The sequence below is a fragment of the Burkholderia sp. SR8 genome (assembly GCF_052851275.1).
The window spans coordinates 44,124-62,410 of sequence record NZ_JAULUC010000007.1 but is presented as its reverse complement, the minus strand read 5'-3'; the positions used below and the strand labels follow the sequence as shown (position 1 = coordinate 62,410).

At 67.5% G+C, this 18,287-nt stretch carries 19 protein-coding genes and 2 pseudogenes; 6 read left to right on the top strand and 15 right to left on the bottom strand.

All coding sequences use genetic code 11. The features are described from left to right. Window positions 1–21 precede the first annotated feature (21 nt). The 4 genes and pseudogenes from Q3A80_RS10925 to Q3A80_RS10910 form a co-directional block, all read right to left on the bottom strand. Window positions 22–441, bottom strand: a complete 420-nt coding sequence (locus Q3A80_RS10925) for an organic hydroperoxide resistance protein (protein WP_446329057.1) — start codon at window positions 439–441, stop codon at window positions 22–24. Window positions 442–715: 274 nt separating this feature from the next. Next, window positions 716–1,186: pseudogene (locus tag Q3A80_RS10920) on the bottom strand (RidA family protein). A 288-nt stretch (window positions 1,187–1,474) separates the two neighbouring features. After that, a pseudogene (locus Q3A80_RS10915) lies at window positions 1,475–1,777 on the bottom strand (helix-turn-helix domain-containing protein); the annotation flags it as partial. 356 nt (window positions 1,778–2,133) lie between these two features. Next, window positions 2,134–2,619, bottom strand: coding sequence for an aminoacyl-tRNA deacylase (locus Q3A80_RS10910; RefSeq protein ID WP_446329056.1), 486 nt, complete (start codon window positions 2,617–2,619; stop codon window positions 2,134–2,136). A 468-nt stretch (window positions 2,620–3,087) separates the two neighbouring features. Here Q3A80_RS10910 and Q3A80_RS10905 point away from each other — a divergent pair, with 468 nt between their 5' ends. After that, the gene (locus Q3A80_RS10905; protein ID WP_446329055.1) at window positions 3,088–3,375 is read left to right on the top strand and encodes a YciI-like protein; all 288 of its coding nucleotides are present in this window, start codon (window positions 3,088–3,090) and stop codon (window positions 3,373–3,375) included. Window positions 3,376–3,394: 19 nt separating this feature from the next. Here the strand turns inward: Q3A80_RS10905 and corA are convergent, their stop codons facing one another. After that, complete coding sequence (gene corA, locus Q3A80_RS10900; RefSeq protein ID WP_446329054.1) at window positions 3,395–4,372, bottom strand: magnesium/cobalt transporter CorA; 978 nt, start codon at window positions 4,370–4,372, stop codon at window positions 3,395–3,397. A gap of 179 nt (window positions 4,373–4,551) precedes the next feature. Between corA and cydX the strand changes: the two genes are divergently transcribed. Both cydX and Q3A80_RS10890 read left to right on the top strand, forming a co-directional pair. Then, on the top strand, window positions 4,552–4,704 hold the full coding sequence (cydX, locus tag Q3A80_RS10895) for a cytochrome bd-I oxidase subunit CydX (RefSeq protein ID WP_446329053.1): 153 nt from the start codon (window positions 4,552–4,554) through the stop codon (window positions 4,702–4,704). Then, window positions 4,701–5,327, top strand: a complete 627-nt coding sequence (locus Q3A80_RS10890; protein WP_446329052.1) for an AAA family ATPase — start codon at window positions 4,701–4,703, stop codon at window positions 5,325–5,327. Before cydX ends, Q3A80_RS10890 begins: the two co-directional genes overlap by 4 nt. A 105-nt stretch (window positions 5,328–5,432) precedes the next feature. Here the strand turns inward: Q3A80_RS10890 and Q3A80_RS10885 are convergent, their stop codons facing one another. Together Q3A80_RS10885 and Q3A80_RS10880 are read right to left on the bottom strand one after the other, a co-directional pair. Beyond that, a complete protein-coding gene (locus Q3A80_RS10885; RefSeq protein WP_040144221.1) occupies window positions 5,433–6,533 on the bottom strand; it encodes a saccharopine dehydrogenase family protein in 1,101 nt (366 codons plus the stop codon). Between the two features lie 634 nt (window positions 6,534–7,167). Continuing rightward, on the bottom strand, window positions 7,168–7,632 hold the full coding sequence (locus Q3A80_RS10880; protein ID WP_006481526.1) for an Lrp/AsnC family transcriptional regulator: 465 nt from the start codon (window positions 7,630–7,632) through the stop codon (window positions 7,168–7,170). A 333-nt stretch (window positions 7,633–7,965) separates the two neighbouring features. Between Q3A80_RS10880 and Q3A80_RS10875 the strand changes: the two genes are divergently transcribed. Together Q3A80_RS10875 and Q3A80_RS10870 are read left to right on the top strand one after the other, a co-directional pair. After that, window positions 7,966–8,511, top strand: a complete 546-nt coding sequence (locus Q3A80_RS10875) for a Spy/CpxP family protein refolding chaperone (RefSeq protein ID WP_446329051.1) — start codon at window positions 7,966–7,968, stop codon at window positions 8,509–8,511. Window positions 8,512–8,640: 129 nt separating this feature from the next. Next, window positions 8,641–9,072 carry a PGDYG domain-containing protein gene (locus Q3A80_RS10870; protein ID WP_446329050.1) on the top strand — a complete coding sequence of 144 codons (432 nt, stop codon included), beginning with the start codon at window positions 8,641–8,643 and terminating at the stop codon, window positions 9,070–9,072. 58 nt (window positions 9,073–9,130) lie between these two features. Here Q3A80_RS10870 and Q3A80_RS10865 read toward each other — a convergent pair whose 3' ends face one another. The 8 genes from Q3A80_RS10865 to Q3A80_RS10830 form a co-directional block, all read right to left on the bottom strand. After that, the gene (locus Q3A80_RS10865; RefSeq protein WP_446329049.1) at window positions 9,131–9,493 is read right to left on the bottom strand and encodes a DUF3022 domain-containing protein; all 363 of its coding nucleotides are present in this window, start codon (window positions 9,491–9,493) and stop codon (window positions 9,131–9,133) included. 12 nt (window positions 9,494–9,505) lie between these two features. Then, the gene (locus tag Q3A80_RS10860) at window positions 9,506–10,294 is read right to left on the bottom strand and encodes a YhfC family intramembrane metalloprotease (RefSeq protein ID WP_446329048.1); all 789 of its coding nucleotides are present in this window, start codon (window positions 10,292–10,294) and stop codon (window positions 9,506–9,508) included. Window positions 10,295–10,348: 54 nt separating this feature from the next. Continuing rightward, complete coding sequence (locus Q3A80_RS10855; RefSeq protein ID WP_446329047.1) at window positions 10,349–11,392, bottom strand: LacI family DNA-binding transcriptional regulator; 1,044 nt, start codon at window positions 11,390–11,392, stop codon at window positions 10,349–10,351. Between the two features lie 361 nt (window positions 11,393–11,753). Next, on the bottom strand, window positions 11,754–12,719 hold the full coding sequence (locus tag Q3A80_RS10850; RefSeq protein WP_446329046.1) for an NAD(P)-dependent oxidoreductase: 966 nt from the start codon (window positions 12,717–12,719) through the stop codon (window positions 11,754–11,756). Window positions 12,720–12,724: 5 nt separating this feature from the next. Further along, window positions 12,725–14,005 carry an MFS transporter gene (locus tag Q3A80_RS10845; RefSeq protein ID WP_446329045.1) on the bottom strand — a complete coding sequence of 427 codons (1,281 nt, stop codon included), beginning with the start codon at window positions 14,003–14,005 and terminating at the stop codon, window positions 12,725–12,727. Window positions 14,006–14,169: 164 nt separating this feature from the next. Next, window positions 14,170–15,162 carry a sugar kinase gene (locus Q3A80_RS10840; RefSeq protein WP_446329044.1) on the bottom strand — a complete coding sequence of 331 codons (993 nt, stop codon included), beginning with the start codon at window positions 15,160–15,162 and terminating at the stop codon, window positions 14,170–14,172. Window positions 15,163–15,190: 28 nt separating this feature from the next. Further along, complete coding sequence (locus Q3A80_RS10835) at window positions 15,191–15,955, bottom strand: sugar phosphate isomerase/epimerase (RefSeq protein ID WP_446329043.1); 765 nt, start codon at window positions 15,953–15,955, stop codon at window positions 15,191–15,193. 162 nt (window positions 15,956–16,117) lie between these two features. Continuing rightward, a complete protein-coding gene (locus Q3A80_RS10830; RefSeq protein WP_446329042.1) occupies window positions 16,118–17,011 on the bottom strand; it encodes a LysR family transcriptional regulator in 894 nt (297 codons plus the stop codon). 111 nt (window positions 17,012–17,122) lie between these two features. Here Q3A80_RS10830 and Q3A80_RS10825 point away from each other — a divergent pair, with 111 nt between their 5' ends. Continuing rightward, window positions 17,123–18,208: a YeiH family protein gene (locus tag Q3A80_RS10825; protein WP_446329041.1), complete on the top strand. Its 1,086-nt coding sequence runs from the start codon at window positions 17,123–17,125 to the stop codon at window positions 18,206–18,208. The last annotated feature ends 79 nt before the right edge of the window (window positions 18,209–18,287 follow it).

The window sequence follows — 18,287 nt, the reverse complement described above, 5'->3', positions numbered from 1 at the left end:
CCGGGCCGCCCGATGCGGCGTTCAGACGATGCGGATCTCGACGTCGATGTTGCCGCGCGTCGCCTTCGAATACGGGCAGGTTTGATGCGCGGTGTCGACGATGTGCTGCACGACGTCGCGATCGAGGCCCGGCACGCTGACGTTCAGGCGCGCCTGCAGGAAGTACGCGTTGCCGCCCGTGCCCAGGTCCACTTCGGCGTCGACCGCGAGATCGGTGGGCAGCGTGACCTTCGCCGCGCGCGCCGCAAGCTGCATCGCGCCGATGAAGCAGGCCGACCAGCCGGCCGCGAACAGTTGCTCCGGATTCGTGCCGGTGCCGGCGCTGCCCGGCGACGACAGCTGGATGTCGAGGCGACCGTCGGAACTGCGTGCCGCGCCGTCGCGGCCGCCGGAAGTGGTGTGCGTCTTGCCCGTGTACAGCACTTTTTCGATCTTGCTCATCGTTCACTCCGTCAGATTGGAAGGTTTTTCTCAGATGCGATTAGATCGCATGCGATGCAGTTTGGTCGACGCATGCCGCCTCGTCAAGCGGATTCGATCAAATCGCATACGATATTTTATATTTCAATGTATCCGGATCGTGGTGAGCATTGTCGGACAAGGCGGCCAAGCGATCCATCGCTGCTATTTCGAGAATGGTCTGAAGCCGAAATACAGGTGCGGGCAGGGGAGCCGGTCGTCGTAACGGCGGCTACCCGAGGCGCCGGCTGTCCGGTTACGCCGGGCGGATCTCGGCGATCAAGACCAGGATCACGGTCGCTTCAGCCGGCGGCTGGCGCTGGGAACAGGGCAAGCGCGCGTGTCCGGCCTTGTCGCCGAGCCCCGCGGCGAACAGGTCCGATGCGCCGTCGGTCACGGCCGGCTGACCGTAGAAGCCGTCGGCCGACGCGACCTAACCCTCGATACGGACGATGTGAGGCAGGCGATCGAACCCGCCCGGATGCTTGTCGATCCGCGCGAGCACGTTCAACGCCGCGAGTTGCGCCGCTTGCCGCCCGTCATCGACGCTCGGCCGTTCGTCCACGCGATTCGTATAAGCGAGCTTGCCGTCGACGAGCAACAGGTGCCCGGATACGCACAGCAGGTTGCCGGCTTCGCTGACCGCCGTATAGCTACCGAGGGGCTGCGGCGTTTCGGGTAGCGTAAAACCGAGGTCACGCGCCGGAGACTTCCGCTTTTTGCCCATGCTATCCGGATAACTTTTCTTATCACAATAGCCTTATTGTTTACACAAACTCCCGGGTACGAAAACGCGCCCGATCCGCATTCGCGCGCAGCGCGGAAGAGGGCCGGTACTGCCATCGTGCGCGCTCGGTGCGCCATCCGTCGCTCCGAACGCTGCGCAAAAGCGGGCGCGGAGCCGATTGATGCGGCTGCCCGCGATCACGCGCTGGAACGCGTTACGGACATGCTGTGGACGCAACCGGATGCGCTGCTGGCGCTTGCGCGCGCATCGATCGATTCGCGCTGGATGCGACAACTGCAGCCCGTGGCATTCCCAGAGCTTCTCGCACGCCAGCGTCGGGCCAAAATCGGCGTAGCGCTCGCGAATCAATGCCAGCGCCCGCTGCGCCTTTCCAGCCGGCAACTGATGGTTGCTCGGGCGTCCACGCTTGCCTGACACCAATCCAGCCACGCCGGCCGCGCGATAGCGCGATACCAAACGCTCAATCTGCCGCCGACTGACGCCAAGCCGCTCCGCGGCTCGCCACGGCATCAGCCGTCCTTCAACGACCGCTTCGACAACTTTGAGTCGATCCAGCTCGCGCATGCTCATGGTGATCGTCTTGGTGTTGTTGGCCACGAGAGACTCCTGGTTGACCAGCAGAAGCCGCTCAGGATGAACCAATCAGCCGCCAACTACGACATTTCAACTTTGCCCAGCTACGACATTACAACTTTGCTCCTACATCTCTCTGGTTGATAATTATGATTATGTCAAATTACAAATTTAGCCGCGAACATCCCTGATCTCCCGGCCGGTCTTCACCCCAAACCAGCCCGGCAGCCCCTGACAGCCACGCTTTCCAGACCCGCACCAGCCGCGGCGAAATCGACAGCCCGCACTTGCCCCCGACGGCGTCCGCCGGACGCCGTCTCCATCCACGGCTAAACCTCCCGCGCCCAACGCAGTCAGGAAACCCACATCCCCTGCATCTTGTGCGAGAAATGCGCGCGCTCGGCCGTCTCCATCAGCGACAGGAATTCGTCCTGCATCATGTGGATCAGCGCCTCGTGGTCGCCGGCCTCGAAATACACTTCCGGCTGCTGCGCGAGCTGTTCCTCGAGGAATGTCTTCATTCCGTACGCCATGCACACCGGCGGCAACGCGCCCATGTCGCAGTCCTTGAACAGCTCGCGCAGTTCGATTTCCCTGGCGAGCACGAGATGACGGCCGGTCTTGACCCAGAGGTCCGACAGCCGCACCGCGTGCGACGTCGGCAGCACGGCGGCGACGTAGCCTTCGTCGTCCTCGAGCAGCACGGTTTTCGCAAGGCGATCGCCGGGAATATGCGCGGCGGCGGCCGTCTCCATGCTGGTATGGCTATACGGGTGGTACAGGATTTCGTACCGCGATGACTTTTGGCGCAGGCAATCCTGCAGGGTGGCTGATACCATGGCACACCTCGTCTTGGCGAATCGGCCGAACAAAGTTCGCTCCGGATTCGTTCAGCATAGGTCGCATTGCGGCCGATGGAAATACCGCCGCTCGGTACCCCGCCAAGCCATCGGACGCGCCGGAGTCGGCCCTTTGCCGGAAGCACCACCGCCCTTGCCTTCATGTGAAATCCGGCCCCGGAATACGCTTGTGCAACCCTCTTTTTCTGAAGACAAGACCCGCGATGACGGTTCAGGCGCGATGGGCCGGGTCCACTGTGACGGCGAACCAGCGCTAGACCGTTAGTTGCATTTAAAGGCAGGAAACCGATGCCGGATATCACGCGCGCAGATTTCCGCCGGTGCTGCGATGCAGTCGCCGGCGAGCCCCCGCAAACCCCGCCGACAAACGCCGAACCGCGCCCTATACTGAGCCAGATACCAAGCCAGCCGCCCGCCATCCCGCAGCGGCCGATTCGAGGAGCGACCATGCACTACCAGCTGATCTACGAACTCGTCGACGATTACCTGTCCCGGCGCGAGCAATACCGCGCGCAGCACCTCGCACTCGCACGGGCAGCGACCGAACGCGGTGAACTCGTGCTCGCCGGCGCGCTGCAGGATCCGGCCGACCAGGCCGTGCTCGTGTTCGAGGGCGATTCGCCGGAGGCCGCCGAATCGTTCGCGCGCGCCGATCCGTACGTGCAGAACGGCCTCGTCAAATCGTGGCGCGTGCGTCCGTGGCGCGTGGTGGTCGGCAAGCACGCACCGAGCTAACCGCGCGGCGCGGCTCCGACTACAGCCATCCCGCCCGCTTGAAGCGCCACCACAGCGCGAGATCGGCCACGAGCATCACGCCGATGCAACCGTAGAAGCCGTACTTCAGGTGCAGCTCGGGCATGTTCGCGAAGTTCATCCCGTAGATGCCGGCGATCATCGTCGGGATCGCGAACAGCGCGGCGAACGAACCGAGCCGCTTGGTCACCTCGTTCTCCGCGAGCGAGATCATCCCGAGATTGACCTGGATCGCGGTCACGACCATCTCGCGCCGCCCTTCGATCGTCTTCACGATCCGCTGCAGATGGTCGTACACGTCGCGGAAGTAATGCTCCATCCCGCTGCACACCTGCGGGATGCGGCCGCCCGTCAGCTTGGCGAGCGGCTCGATCAGCGGCGCCGTGTGCTGATACAGCATCACGAGCCGCCGTTTCAGCGAATACAGATCCTCGATGATCGCGCGCGACGACGCGGGCGTGGCCTTCGTGAAGATGCGGTCCTCGAGTTCCTCGAGCTCGGTGCCGAGCGTCTCGAGGATCGGAAAGTAGCGGTCGACGACCTGGTCCATCAGCGCATAGAACACGAACGCCGAGCCTTCCTGCAGCAGGTGCGGTTCACGCTCGCAGCGCTTGCGCACCTCGCGGAAATCCTGCTCGGTATGGTTGCGGATCGACAGCACGTAGTTCGGGCCGACGAACACGTTCAGCTCGCCGACCTTGAATTCGCCGTCGTCCTCGAGCTCGACCGTGTGCAGCACCGCGAACAGCGAATCGCCGTACTCCTCGATCTTCGGCCGCTGATGTCCCTTGCGGGCATCCTCGAGCGCAAGCTCGTGCAGCCCGAACTCCTCGCCCATCAGGGCGATCTCGTCCGGCGTCGGATCCTTCAGCGCGACCCACACGAAACACTCGGGCTTCGACACGTAGTCGCTGATGGCGTCGATGTCGATGTCGGCCAGCTTGCGGCCGTCCTGGTATGCAGCACAGTTGATCAGCATGTTGTCCGTGATGTTGCCGTTTCCGCATCAGTTTACCGGTTTGACGCGCGGGCAGCCCGGCTTGCGCGGCGCGCCGATATTGGTCATGATCGGGCTGCATGCGCCGCGGCACGCGCACGGCATCGCTTCGACACGCGCACGGCACGGCCGTGCGGCCCAACCGTCAGGGAGACAGACCCATGTGGTATTTCGCGTGGATACTCGGCATCGGCGTGGCGCTCGGCTTCGGCATCATCAACGCGATGTGGCTGGAAGCGGAAGTGTTCTCGCGCGGCGACAAGCGCGGCGACGCAGCGCGCTCGGGCTCGGGCTCGGGGAGCCGGTATCCGTGACACACCTGGTGTTCTTCTGCGGTCATGCCGGCACCGGCAAGACCACGCTCGCGAAGCGGCTGATCGGTCCGCTGATGCGCGCGACCGGCGAGGCCTTCTGTCTGCTCGACAAGGACACGCTGTACGGCCGCTACAGTTCCGCCGCGATGGGCGCCCTCACCGCCGATCCGAACGACCGCGACAGCCCGCTCTACCTGAAGCACCTGCGCGATCCCGAATACCAGGGCCTGCTCGACACGGCGCGCGAAAACCTCGCGCTCGGCATCGGCGTGCTCGTGGTCGGCCCGCTGTCGCGCGAAGTGCGTGATCGGCGCATCCTCGATCGCGCATGGCTCGGCATCGGGCCGGACGTCGCGCTGACGGTCGTGTGGGTCCATACGGCGGAAGACGTCGCGCACCAGCGGATCGTCGCGCGCGGCAATCCGAACGATGCGTACAAGCTCGCGCACTGGGACGAATACCGGCAACGCCGTTTCGTGCCGACCGGCCACGAATGCGACGGCATCGTGATGTTCGACAACACCGCGCCGTCCGACGCGGACGTCGATGCGCTGCTGTACCGCATCGCTCCGCCCGCGCCGCCCGCACCGCAGGCGACGATCGTGCCGCCGTTGCCGGCTTGAGCGGCACCGCCGCCCTCCTCCCGCTCGCTCGTCTCGCCTGAAAAAAACAACGCCGGAAGCGCTGTTGCGCTCCCGGCGTCGCACGGCCCTCGTGCCGCGGATCCGTCAGGCGACTTCGTGCACGCGCTCCATCGTGCCGCCTTCGTACAGCTTGCCGAAGCGGTTCGCGAGGAACGCCTTCAGCGACACCTTCTCCTGCGGGATGAAACCGCTCTGCGGCAGCTTCTTTTCGCGGAACAGATCCAGCACCGCGCACATCGCGCCGGCCGTCGTGATCTGGATCGCGCTCATGTGCATCCCGCACACGTCCTTCGCGAAGATCTTGCGGGTGAACACGTCCTGCACCAGCTGGCCGTCCTTCACGCCCGTCACCGTGACGAACACGAGCACGACGTCCTGCTTCGTCGACGGCACCGCGCGGCGCATGATCGACTTCAGCGTGTCGCGGTCGCTCGACAGGCGCAGGTCCTCGAGCAGGAACTGCACGAGTTCGCGGTGGCCCGGATAGCGGACCGACTTGTAGTCGAGCGTCTCGACCTTGCCCGACAGCGTTTCGCACAGCGTGCCCAGGCCACCCGACGTGTTGAATGCCTCGTATTCGGTGCCGTCCAGCGAGAAGTGCTCGAGGCCTTCCAGCGGCTGCACCCACTGTTTGCGGCCGTCGCGGATCGCTTCGCACGGCTGGCAGTATTCGTTGATCAGGCCGTCGACGCTCCACGTCAGGTTGTACTTCAGCGCGTTGGTCGGATATTCGGGCAGCGCACCGACGCGCATCTTCACGTCGCGCACTTCGCTGAAGCCGTTCACGAGCTCGTGTGCGGCGATGCCGATGAAGCCCGGCGCGAGGCCGCATTGCGGCATGAACGCGCGGTCCGAACCGTCGGCCAGCTCGCGGATCGCGTGGGTCGCGCGCACGTCTTCGGTCAGGTCGAAGTAATGGACGCCGGCCGCCTTGGCCGCCGCGGCGACGTTGACCGCGAGGTAGTACGGCAGCGCGTTGACGAGCGCATCGAAGCCCTTCACGGCTTCGCGGATCGCATTGGCGTCGGCCGAATCGACACGTTGCGTCGCGATGCCTTCGCGCGACAGCTTGGCGAGCGCATCCGCATCGCGGTCGAACGCGACGACTTCGTAGTCGCCCGTTTCACGCAGCATGTGAGCAATGGTGTGGCCGATCAGACCTGCGCCGACGATGGCGATTTTCATGCGCTTATCTCCTGATGATGGGTTTGGTGTTGGTGTACGGCGTCGAGCCATGAACACAGTTTAGGGACGCTCAAAATCAGTTCCAAGACGAAGAATGATGCGAAACGACCGATTAAATCGACGAAATGACGACACTATTGGTCACTTTGACCAAAGCATCTAAAAATCGCGTATATGACGCGTTGCAACGCGGCCGCTACAGAGGCGTCGGGACGGATAGAAAGGAGCGGGAAAAGCGGCTCACGCGCGAGCGCGAACGGCTCGGGCGCTGACCACGCGACAGGCGGCCGGCGGCCGGTGCAACGCCGCATGCGCGACTGCGCACGAAGCAACGCGACACGCTTCGGCGAACGTCAATGGAAGGTAAGAAAAAAAGGCGGCGCGATGAATCAAACTGCTCCGCGGCGTCGCGGCATCACCCACGACGCCGCCTGCGCCGCGTCATTCGCCAAGACAGGCACCGACGCAACGACGCACGCGCGACGCTGCGCGAGGCAACGCCCCGCACTTCGGCGAACGGAAACGTAAACGGAAACGGAAACGGAAAGTGAGAAAGGAAAACCGGCGCGACGAATCGAACCGCGACGCGGCATCACGACATCATGGCATCACCCGCGACGTCACCGGCGTCGCGTCACCCGCCGATCGTGCCGCGATCGATCTTGCGCGACAGGATGATAGACGTCGTCGTGCGTTCGACGCCTTCGAGCGTGCCGATCTGGTCGAGCAGGTCGTTGAGCCGTTCCGGCGAATCGGCACGCAGCCACGCCACGTAGTCGTATTCACCGCTCACCGCACAGAGCAGCTGCACTTCGGGCATCCGGTCGAGCTTGCGCAGCACGTCCTTGCCGAACTTCGGCGTGAGGATGATGCCGACGTACGCGTAGATGCTCGCATCGAGCACGTCCTGCCCGAGCCGCACGCTGTACCCGGCGATCACGTTCGTGCGCTCGAGCCGTGCGATCCGCGCGACGACCGTCGTACGCGCAACGTCGAGCTGCCGCGCGAGATCGGCGACGCTTGCGCGCGCATCGGCTTGCAGCAGTGCGACGAGTTGCCGGTCGAGGTCGTCGAGTTGGTCGAGGCGAGGTGGACGCATGAGGCTGGGCCGACGTGCAGCGCGCCGGCGAAATGGAACGTGACGCGATGATAGCGCCGAACGCCGGTGCGCCCAAACGGCCTCGCACGCCGTCACGCGCGACGCATTCGCGCCGCCCCTCTTTCCCGGGCGATGCGCGGTGCGCCGGCCGAACGCTCTCGGCATTCGCCCGCCCGTCATGCCCCTTTCAATTTCGATTCGTATCGGATGTAAGCAAGTGTCGCTTTCGCTGCCGCGTCGCATCCGACGTGCTACTAATAACGGCGACGCGAGATGCGCTTGCGGCAGTCGCCGCCGCGCCCGCTCGCACGCCACCACCCCGGAGAGCCAATCATGAAGAAAATCTCGCTCACCCTCGCCATGCTCGCCGTGACAGCCGGCGCATTCGCGCAAACGCAGCCGCAATCGCAACCGGCGCCGGCCGCCGCCATGGCTCCGGCCGCGTCGGCGCCAAGCGCCGAACAGCGCGCGGCGCGCCATGAAGCGCGCATCGAGCAGCGCATCAAGTACCTGCACGACCAGCTGAAGATCACGTCGGCGCAGGAGCCGCAATGGAAGACGTTCGCCGACACGATGCGCGCGAACGGCGACACGATGGGCCGCCTCTATCGCGAACGGATGGAAAGCCACAACGTGTCCGCGGTCGACGACATGAAGCAGTACGCGGAACTCGCGCAGGCGAACGCGGACGGCGCGAAGAAGCTCGCGGACGCGTTCGCGCCGCTGTACGAGAGCTTCCCGGCCGAGCAGAAGGCACTGGCCGACACGACGTTCCGCAGCTGGCTGCACCACGGCGGCGAACAGCGCGGCAAGGGCAAGGCCAGAAAGGAAGGCAAGGCAGCAGCCGCGCCGGCCGCAAGCGCGCCCGCCCAGCCCTGACGGCCGCCCCACCGGCGCCGCGCGCTCGCCCGGGCGAAACGGCGCCGCGCCTCCCCGCGGCATTCGGCGCGTCACACGGCGCGCCGAATTCGGGATAAGCTCCCGGCTTTTCCCGCACATCCCCCCGCCATGCTCGAACTCAAGCACCTCGATCTGCGTACCGACCCGCAGGCCCGTCGCGTCGTGAAAGACGAAACCGTCACGGTCGCCTTCGCGGACGCCGACGGCGAACTGATGAGCCTCGAAGGCCCGAACCGCTATGTCGCGGGCGACGCGCTGATCACCGGCTCGACCGGCGACCGCTGGGTCGTGTCGCGTGAGCGCTTCGACGCGAAGTACCTGCCCGCCGATCCGGCGCTCGCGCACGGCACGCCGGGCGCATACCGGAACCGGCCGGCCGTCGTGCTCGCTCGCCGGATGGACGAGCCGTTCACGATCGCGCGCTCGGAAAACGGCGACACGCTGCGCGGCATCGCCGGCGACTGGGTAATGCAATATGCGCCGGGCGACTATGGCGTCGTGCAGGCACAGCGCTTCGCGCAGGTTTATCGCGACGCGTAAGCGCGCCGCGTAACGCGCGCGGCACCGGCATCGCGCCGGCGCGCGCCGACGTCACCGTTCACGCGAAGTCTTCGTCGAGTTCGAGTTCCGTGTCGCGCTCGACGGCTTCTCCCGCCGCGTGCCGCTCCTCGAGCGAGCCGAGCATCGCTTCCGTGTACGCATGCAGCACCGCATGGCTGCGCGCCCGCTGCATCGGCCGCAGCGCCAGATAGCGCGCGAGCGCGGCCGGCACGATCCGGATGTCGAGCGTCATCCGCTTCGGCGCGGAGCCGAACCGCATCGCGAGCCACTGCACGGACAGGAAGCGCCCGCGTTCGTCGCTGCTTTCGGTGAAGCGTGTCTGCTCCGGAAAGAGATCGCAGATCACGCGCGCGAGCCCGTCGAATTCGGCGCTCCGGCATTCGATCAGATAGTCGTCCATTCCGCCTCTCCGTCAGGCCGCCGCACGCGGCGACCGGCACGTCTTCACCAGCACGGCGACCAGAATCGCGGCCAGCACGAAATACACGGCCTCCAGCGCACCGGCCGGCAGCACGCGCACCTGGTACAGCAGCGCCGGCGCGGCCGCGAGCGCATGCAGCACGATCGCCAGCGGCAGCACGGCCGCGCGCCCGGCACGCACACCGCGCCAGACCAGCACCGACAGCGCGAGCTGCACGACGAACGCCGCACAGCGCTCGATCAGCAACAGCAGGATCGACTGTGCCGACAGCGTCGCGAGCATCACGTGCAGCCGCACGACCGTATCGCCCGGCAAGTCTGCAAGCTGGCCCTCGAGCTGCCCGCGGCTCGCGAGCCATGCGAGATACGACCACTGGCCCCACACGAGCACGCCGACGAACCACGCTTCGGCACCGGCATGACCGATCCCGTAGCCGATGCCACGGCCGTCGCCGGCCGGCGCGCCGTAACGGCGCGCCAGGAAGCGCATCCCGAGATAACGGCCGAGCTCCTCGAACACGGCGGTCGCGAGCGCGCTGTACGCGACGAACGCGAGCGGCTGCGTGAGCCAGCCGCCGGCGGGCGTCTGGCTCAGCACGAGGCCATGGAATGCGCGTTCGAGAATCATCGCGAACAGCGTGAAGACGGCGACGCCGACGATCGTGTCGCGGCGGTCGAGCGCAAGCGGCTTGCGCAGGGTACGGAACAGAACGAACGGCAGTAGCGCGATGATCAGCGTGGCGGCGATCAGCACCGCCAGCGTGACGGGGGCGACAGTCATGTATTTCCTTGGTTCAGGCAGCGCACCTGACGCGCTGCGTGCCCCGAATGATACTCAGCTTGCGGTCGACGCGCGCGCGATCAGCTCGCCCGCCAGCATCGCGACGCGCACGTCGCCGGCCGCGCCGTCGATGCGCTCGTGCACGAATTCGACGGCCTTGTAGCCGATTTCGTAGGTCGGCTGCCGGATCGTCGTGATGCCGATCAGCTCGGCCCACTCCGGATCGTCGATCGACAGCAGCGCGGCCTTGTCCTGCCATGCGGCGCCGAACCGCGCGCGCAGGTGGCGCGCGATCGCGAGCGCGACCGGCGCGTTCGCCGCGAACAGCGCCGCGCGCACGCCGCGCCGCATCGCGTCGTCGACGCGCACGTCGAGATCGGCCAGCGCCGCGTCGGTCGCGGCCGGCTCGTTCAGGTCCAGCACGATCGTCGGCGGCACCGGCAGCCCGCGCGCGTCGAGCGCCGCGCGGAACGCGGCCTCGCGCAGGCGCCGCGAACTGACGCGCTCGAACGGCTGCACGATGAAATGGATCGCATCGAAGCCGTGCGCGACCAGGTGCGCGAGCGCCGTCTCGATCGCGTCGGTGTTGTCGAGCCCGATCAGGTCGGCCTCGAAACCCTCGACCGTCCGGTCGACGAGCACGGCCGGGATGCCGGCGCCGCGCAACGGGCGCAGCACGTCTTCGTCGGCGCCGAGCGCGTTGACGATCAGCCCTTCGACGCGGTAGGTCGTCAGCAGCTGCAGAAAGCGCCGCTCCATCTCGACCTCGTTCGCCGCGTGACAGATGAGCGGCATGTAGCCGAGCGCGTGGCACGCGGCCTCGACGCCTTGCAGCACTTCGACGGTATACGGATTGGTCAGGTCGGCCGCGAGCATGCCGAGCAGCCGGTTGCGCCCGCGCTTCAGCCCGCGCGCCATCTGGTTCGGCCGGTAGTTCAGGCGCGCGATCGCCGCCTCGATCCGCTGGCGCAGATCGGCGGACAGCACGTGCGTCTCGCCGTTCAGATAACGCGAAACGCTGGTCTTGCCCGTGCCGGCTTCGCGTGCGACGTCGCTGATCGTCGCCGGACGCTGCGTGGAAGGTTGCGAATCGCTCAAGTCGTGCCTCGCGACGTACGATCCGCGCCGCATCGTGCGTGGACGGACCTTTGTTGTTGGATACGAAAGCCACCCGGCGGACGCCGCCGGCCCCTGCTGCGCGGCCGATCGGAGCCGGCGCGCTCGCGCCCGCGCCAGTCGCCCGCGCCGGTCGCCCGCGCCGGTCGCCCGCGCTGGTCGCCTGAAACCGACAGCGATCGGCCGCACCGGAACTGGCACCGATGCCCGTCGCCGGACGCCGCCGGCCGTACGGCCGGGTCGTCGATGCGACGAGCGGGCGATCATAACGCAGCCTGCCCTCCCGCACCAAGATCATCGCCTCTAACGGCGCCGGCGGCCATGTCCGGCCGGCTGCCGCCGCTCACGCACGCGCGAGCGCGTCGGGATTGACGAGGTTCGTGCGCAGCGTGCCGGCGAGCGCGCCGACCAGGTTTTCCGCAGCGCAGCGCGCCATTGCGTGGCGCGTCTCGTGCGTCGCCGAGCCGATATGCGGCAGCGCGACGACGTTGCTCATCCGCAGCAGCGGCGAATCGGCCGCGAGCGGCTCCTTCTCGAACACGTCGAGCCCCGCGCCGCGGATCGTGCCCGCGGCGAGCGCGTCGATCAGCGCGGCTTCGTCGACCACCGGCCCGCGCGACGCATTGATCAGGATCGCGCCGCGCTTCATCTTCGCAAATTCGGCCGCGCCGATCAGGTGATGCGTTTGCGGCGACAGCGGCACCTGCAGGCACACGAAATCCGACTGCGCGAGCAGCTCGTCGAGCGTCACGCGGCGCGCGCCGTACTGCATTTCGGCTTCGGTGTGCGCGGAACGGTTCGTGTACAGCACCTGCATCCGGAAGCCGAGCGCGGCGCGGCGCGCGACCGCGCCGCCGATCCGCCCGAGCCCGACGATGCCGAGCGTCTTGCCCTGCACGTCGGTGCCGTACAGATCCGGGCCGATGCTGCGATGCCAGTGGCCGGCCTTCACCCATTCCGCCAGTTCGACCACGCGCCGCGCGGACGCGAGGATCAGCGAGAACACGGTGTCGGCCGTCGATTCGGTCAGCACGTCCGGCGTGTGCGCGAGCACGATGCCGCGCCGCGTGAAATCCGCGACGTCGAAGTTGTCGTAGCCGACCGAGATCGTCGACCAGGCCTTCAGCCGCGGCGCGCGATCGAGCATCTGCGGCGTGATCTTCAGGCTCGCGCCGATCGCACCGTCGGCATCGCCGAGCGCATCGGCGAGCGCGTCGGCGCCGTCGGCCTGCACGAGCTCCGCGTGCTCGCGCAGGTACGCGAGGACGTCATCGGGCAGCGGCTTGTACGCGACGATACGAGGCTTCATCGTTTTCATTTTCCTTGCAGCGGCGTCGCGAGCGCGTGCGCATCGCGCGCCTGGGGTTTGACGGACAGCGTGAGGATCACGGCGGCGACGAGCGCGGCGCTCATGAACGCATACGACGCGAGCGGCGAGCCGGTCGCGCCGTTCAGGTAGCCGACGAAATACGAGCCGACGAACGAGCCGAGCGCGCCCATGCTGTTGATCAGCGCCATCGCGCCGCCGGCGACGTTGCGCGGCAGCAGCTCCGGCACGATCGCGAAGAACGGGCCGTACGGCGCGTACATCGCGGCGCCCGCGACCACCAGCAGCGCATACGAGATCCAGAAATGCGACGAGCCGAGCGCATACGACGCGGCGAATGCGGCCGCGCCGACCAGCAGGAACGGCCACACGAAGCCGCGGCGCGAGCCGACCTTGTCGGACGCCCACGACGCGACCAGCATCGCGATCGTCGCCGCGAGGTACGGCAGCGCCGACAGCCAGCCGGTCGCGACCATCCCGAGCTCCGAACCGTTCTTGACGATCGACGGCAGCCACAGCACGAAACCGTACACGCCGATGCTCCAGCAGAAGTACTGCGCGCACAGCTTGATCACGGCCGGCGAACGAAACGCCTCGCCGTAGTTGCGCACCGGCTTGATCGCCGCCTGTTCGGCCGCGAGCGCGGCGTCGAGATCGCGCTTTTCCTGCGCGTCGAGCCACGGCGAATCGGCCGGCTTGTCCTGCACGAGGAACCACCAGCACACGGCCCAGATGATGGCCGGCACGCCTTCCGCGATGAACATGTGGCGCCAGCCGAATTCGTGCACGAGATAGCCCGACACGATCGACATCCACAGCACGGTGACCGGATTGCCAAGGATCAGGAACGTGTTCGCGCGCGAGCGTTCGTTCTTCGTGAACCAGTTGCTGATGTAGATCAGCATCGCCGGCATCACGGCCGCCTCGACCACGCCGAGCACGAAGCGGATCGCCATCAGCGACGGGATGTTGGTGACCACGCCGGTCAGCGCCGCGCACGCGCCCCACAGCACGAGGCTCGCGAACACGAGCTTCTTGACGCTGCGGCGCTCCGCATAGATCGCGCCCGGAATCTGGAAGAAGAAGTAGCCGAGGAAGAACAGCGCGCCGATCAGCGACGACAGGCCCTTGCTGATGCCGAGGTCCTGGTTGATGCCGGCCGCGGCCGCGAACCCGTAGTTCGCGCGGTCGAGGTAGGCGAGGCTGTAGGTGATGAAGACGATCGGCATGATCGTCCACCAGCGTCGGGCTGCAAGATTGGCTGCCATCTGAGTGTCTCCTTGGGTGATCGGAGTGGGCGGGTCAAACGCCCGGCTCCGCTCCCGTCCTTTGGGAATCGACCGGGGCCGGCGCGGCTGCGCCGGATCCGGTCTCATGCAAAACCGTGCACGAAGCACGCAATGGGTCCGCGGATTGTGCCGTGTCCGGCCTCTCATTGCGCGGAGACGGTTTCCTCTAAGCGATCGGCGCGATTGCTGACATTTTCGAGCCGATCGAGCGCCGCGCGGGTCGGCAGGCCTTCCGAATCGCCGATCACCTGGATCGCGAGCGCACCGATGCGGTTGCCGCGCGCGACGGCCTGCTCGATCGACCGGCCTTCCAGCAGCGCGCTGACCACGCCGACCGCGAAGCCGTCGCCGGCGCCGACCGTGTCGACCACGTTCGCGACGCGCTCGCCGGCCACCGTGCCGTCGCGGCCGTCGGCCGTGCGGAAGTACGCGCCGTCAGCGCCCAGCTTGATCACCACGCCGCGCGCTCCCTGGGCCAGGTAGAAGCCCGCGATGTCGGCCGGCGTGTCGTGCCCCGTGAGCTGCTGCCCTTCGGCCAAACCCGGCAGCACCCAGTCGGCGAGCGTCGCGAGCGCGTTCAGCGTCTTCGCCATCACATCGGCGGACGGCCACAGCGTCGGGCGCAGGTTCGGATCGAACGAGATCGTCTTGCCGGCCGCGCGCATCTCGCGTGCGAGCTTGAAGGCGAGCTCGCACGACGTCGCGGAGATCGCCGGCGCGACGCCCGTCAGGTGCAGGTGGCGCGCGCCGAGCACGTAGTCGGCCAGGTAGTCGTCGCACGACAGGTGGCTCGCGGCCGAACCCTTGCGGAAATATTCGACGGTCGGATCGCTGCCGTCGTCGTTGCGCGACTTCAGCTGGAAGCCGGTCGGATAACGCGGATCGACGGTCACGCACGATGCGTCGATGCCTTCGCGCGCGAGCGTGTCGAGCACGTAGCGGCCGAACGAATCGCGGCCGACCCGGCTCATCCAGCCGACCCGGAAACCGAGCCGCGACAGGCCGATCGCGACGTTCAGGTCCGCGCCCGCGATCCGTTTCGTGAATTGCGCGGCGTGCGCGAGGTGGCCCGGCTCGGCGGCGACGAACATCGCCATCGCTTCGCCGTAGGTCACGACATCGAGTGCTGCTTTCATGAATGAATTCCTCCGTATCCTTCCGGCATCACGCGGCGGCGAGCCATGCCACGCGCCGGCCGGCATCGCCGGCCAGATCGGCCGCATCGAACGGGAACTCGATCCCGCGCGGCACCGCTCGCGGCAGCACCGCGAGCACGCCCGTGACGAGCGGATCGCCCGCCGCCGGCGCCACCGCGAAACGGCGCGCGCCCTCGCCAACGACCGCCTTGCAATGAATGTATTCCACGTGCGGCGCCAGTGCGTGCGCGCACGCGAGCGGCGCTTCGCCCGGCCACTGCCAGTTGCCGATGTCGAACGTCATGCCGAGCGCATCCGGCATGCCGGCCGCGCTCAGCGCAGCGAACAGCCCGCGGAACTGCGCGAGCGCGCCGCCGACCGGCAACTGGCCGTTCTCGACCACCACACGGGCCCGCGCGCCGCGCGACAACGCGACGATCTCGGCCGCATGGGCTTCGCCCGCGAACCCGCCGAGCTGGAACTTCACGAAGCGCGCGCCGAGCGCGTCGGCTTGCGCGAGCGTGTCGCGCAATGCGTCGGCGTCGAGCGCGCCGGTTTCGGTGTACAGCGTCGCCGGCGTCGAATAGACCGACCACAAGCCCTGCGCGGCCAGTTCGGCGCCGAGCGCGGCCAGCGCGCCGGGCGTCGCGTCGTCTTCCGACGCGAACAGTTCGCGCCGCACCTCGAAGCCGGTCGCGCCGGCTGCGGCTGCGGTCGCGATGAATGCGCGGTGGCCCTGCTGGCGCACCCGGTCCATTCCGAATGCGCTCGCCACGATCACGATGTCTGCCATTTCTGCCCTTTTTTCACCGGAATGGAACCGGTTCCATTTACTTGAGACGGATGGTGCGCTTCGCGTGTTGGGCACGCCATAGAGAAAATCCCTAAGAGCTGCAGGCACGCGCCCACGCGCCCGTGACGGGCATCCGACGTTCCCGGTGCGCGCGCGCACCGCCTAGCCTGCGACGTGCGCGAGGCTCATCTCGAGGAACTGCGCGGCGACGCGCGACGGCGCGTTGCCGTGCGGCACCAGGATCGAGAAATGGCGTGTGAGCGGCGCGGGCGTCAGCGAGCGCGGCACGAGCGCCGCCTCCTCGTGACGCAGCGACATCGCGGACACGAAGCCGACGCCCATCCCCGCCCGCACGGCCTCCTTCACGGCCTCGACGCCCGCGATCTCGAACGCGACGCGCATCGGCGCGCCGCCGTGCGCGAACGCGCGTTCGACGAGCTGCCGCACGCCCGAGCCCTCCTCGCGCAGCACGAGCGGATGCGCGGCCAGTGCGTCGAGCGTGACGCCCGCGTCGTGCTCGTGGGCCGCGAGCGGATGTCCGGCCGGCACGACCGCGACGATCTCGTCCTCGTGCCACGCATGCACCGCGGTGCCGGGCGGCAGTGCCTCTCCGGGCGGCCCTTCGATCATCGCGATGTCGAGCGACGGCAGCGCGGCGACCACGTCGGCCGTGTTGCCGCTCATCGTGTGGATCGCGACCCGCGGCGCGCGCGGCTGGAACGCCGCGATCAGGTACGGCAGCAGGTAGCTCGCCGGTGTCGTGCTCGCGCCGATCCGCAGCGTGCCGGCGTCGAGCCCGCGCACTGCGTCGCGAAACGCCCGAGCCTGCGCGAACGTGTCGCGCTGCGCGTTCGCATATTGAGCGAGCTGTTCGCCGACCGGCGTCAGGCGGATGCCGCGGCCGTCGCGCTGGTACAGCGGCTCGCCGAATTCGTCCTGCAGCAGGCGCAACTGGCCCGACACGGCCGGCTGCGACAGATGCAGCGCGACGGCCGCGCGGCTGATGTTCAGATGTTCGGCGACGGCCGCGAACGTTATCAGTTGATCCGGGGTCATGGGGATGAATTATCGGCTTTCCGGATAGTTTACGTCACAAATCACAATTTTTCATATCGATATAACCAAATTAGGATTAGGCCATCGCAACCCGTTTCATCACGGTGCCCCATGTCCACTGCCCCGAGTCCCCACATCAGCGCCGCCGCGCCGTCGATGCGCGGCCAGTTGAACGGCGTGCTGTTCGTCGCGTTGTTCGCCGCCGCCGTCACCAGCCTGTCGCAGCTTCCGGCGATCGCCGCGCTTGGCCTGTCGCCGCTGATCGTCGGCATCGTCGCCGGCGCGCTGTACGGCAATGCGCTGCGCGACGGCATGCCCGCGAGCTGGGCGGCCGGCGTCAACTTTTCCGCGCGCAGGCTGCTGCGCATCGCGGTCGCGTTCTTCGGGCTGCGCGTGAGCCTGCAGGAAATCGCGCAGGTCGGCCTGCCGGGCCTGACGGTGTCGGTGCTGGTCGTCGTCAGCACGCTCGCGATCGGCACCTGGGTCGGCATGAAGGTGATGAAGCTCGATCGCGACGCGGCGCTGCTGACCGCGGCCGGCAGCGCGATCTGCGGCGCGGCCGCCGTGCTCGCGTTCGAATCGACGCTGCAGTCGAAGCCGCACCAGAGCGCGATGGCCGTGGGCAGCGTCGTGCTGTTCGGCACGCTGTCGATGTTCGTGTATCCGCTCGCGTATCACGCCGGTCTGCTGAACCTCGACCCGGCCGGCCTCGGCCTGTTCTTCGGCGGCACGATCCATGAAGTCGCGCAGGTCGTCGGCGCGGCGAGCGACATCAGTCCGGAAGTCGCACACGTCGCGACCATCGTGAAGATGACCCGCGTGATGCTGCTGGTGCCGGTGCTGCTGACGCTCGGCTGGTGGCTCGCCCGTTCGTCTCGGTCGGCACGCTCGGCCAACGCCGGCGCAGACGGCGCGCACGGCAAGCGCAAGGTCGCGGTACCGTGGTTCGCACTCGGCTTCCTCGGCTTCGTGATCGTGAACTCGCTGAACGTGCTGCCGACCGACGTCACGCACACGCTGAACGTGCTCGACACCTTCGCGCTGACGATGGCGATGACGGCGCTCGGCATCGAGACGCGTGTCGCGCAGATCCGCGAGGCCGGCCCGCGCGCACTGACCACCGGCCTGATCCTGTACGTGTGGCTGATCGCCGGCGGGTATGCGATCACCTGGGCCGTGCAGCACTGGCTTGGCTGAGCCGCGCGCCCACGCCGCGACACGCGCCGCGCCCGACGGGAAGGTCCCGCGGGCGCGGCGCAGTGCTATGCTTCGCGTC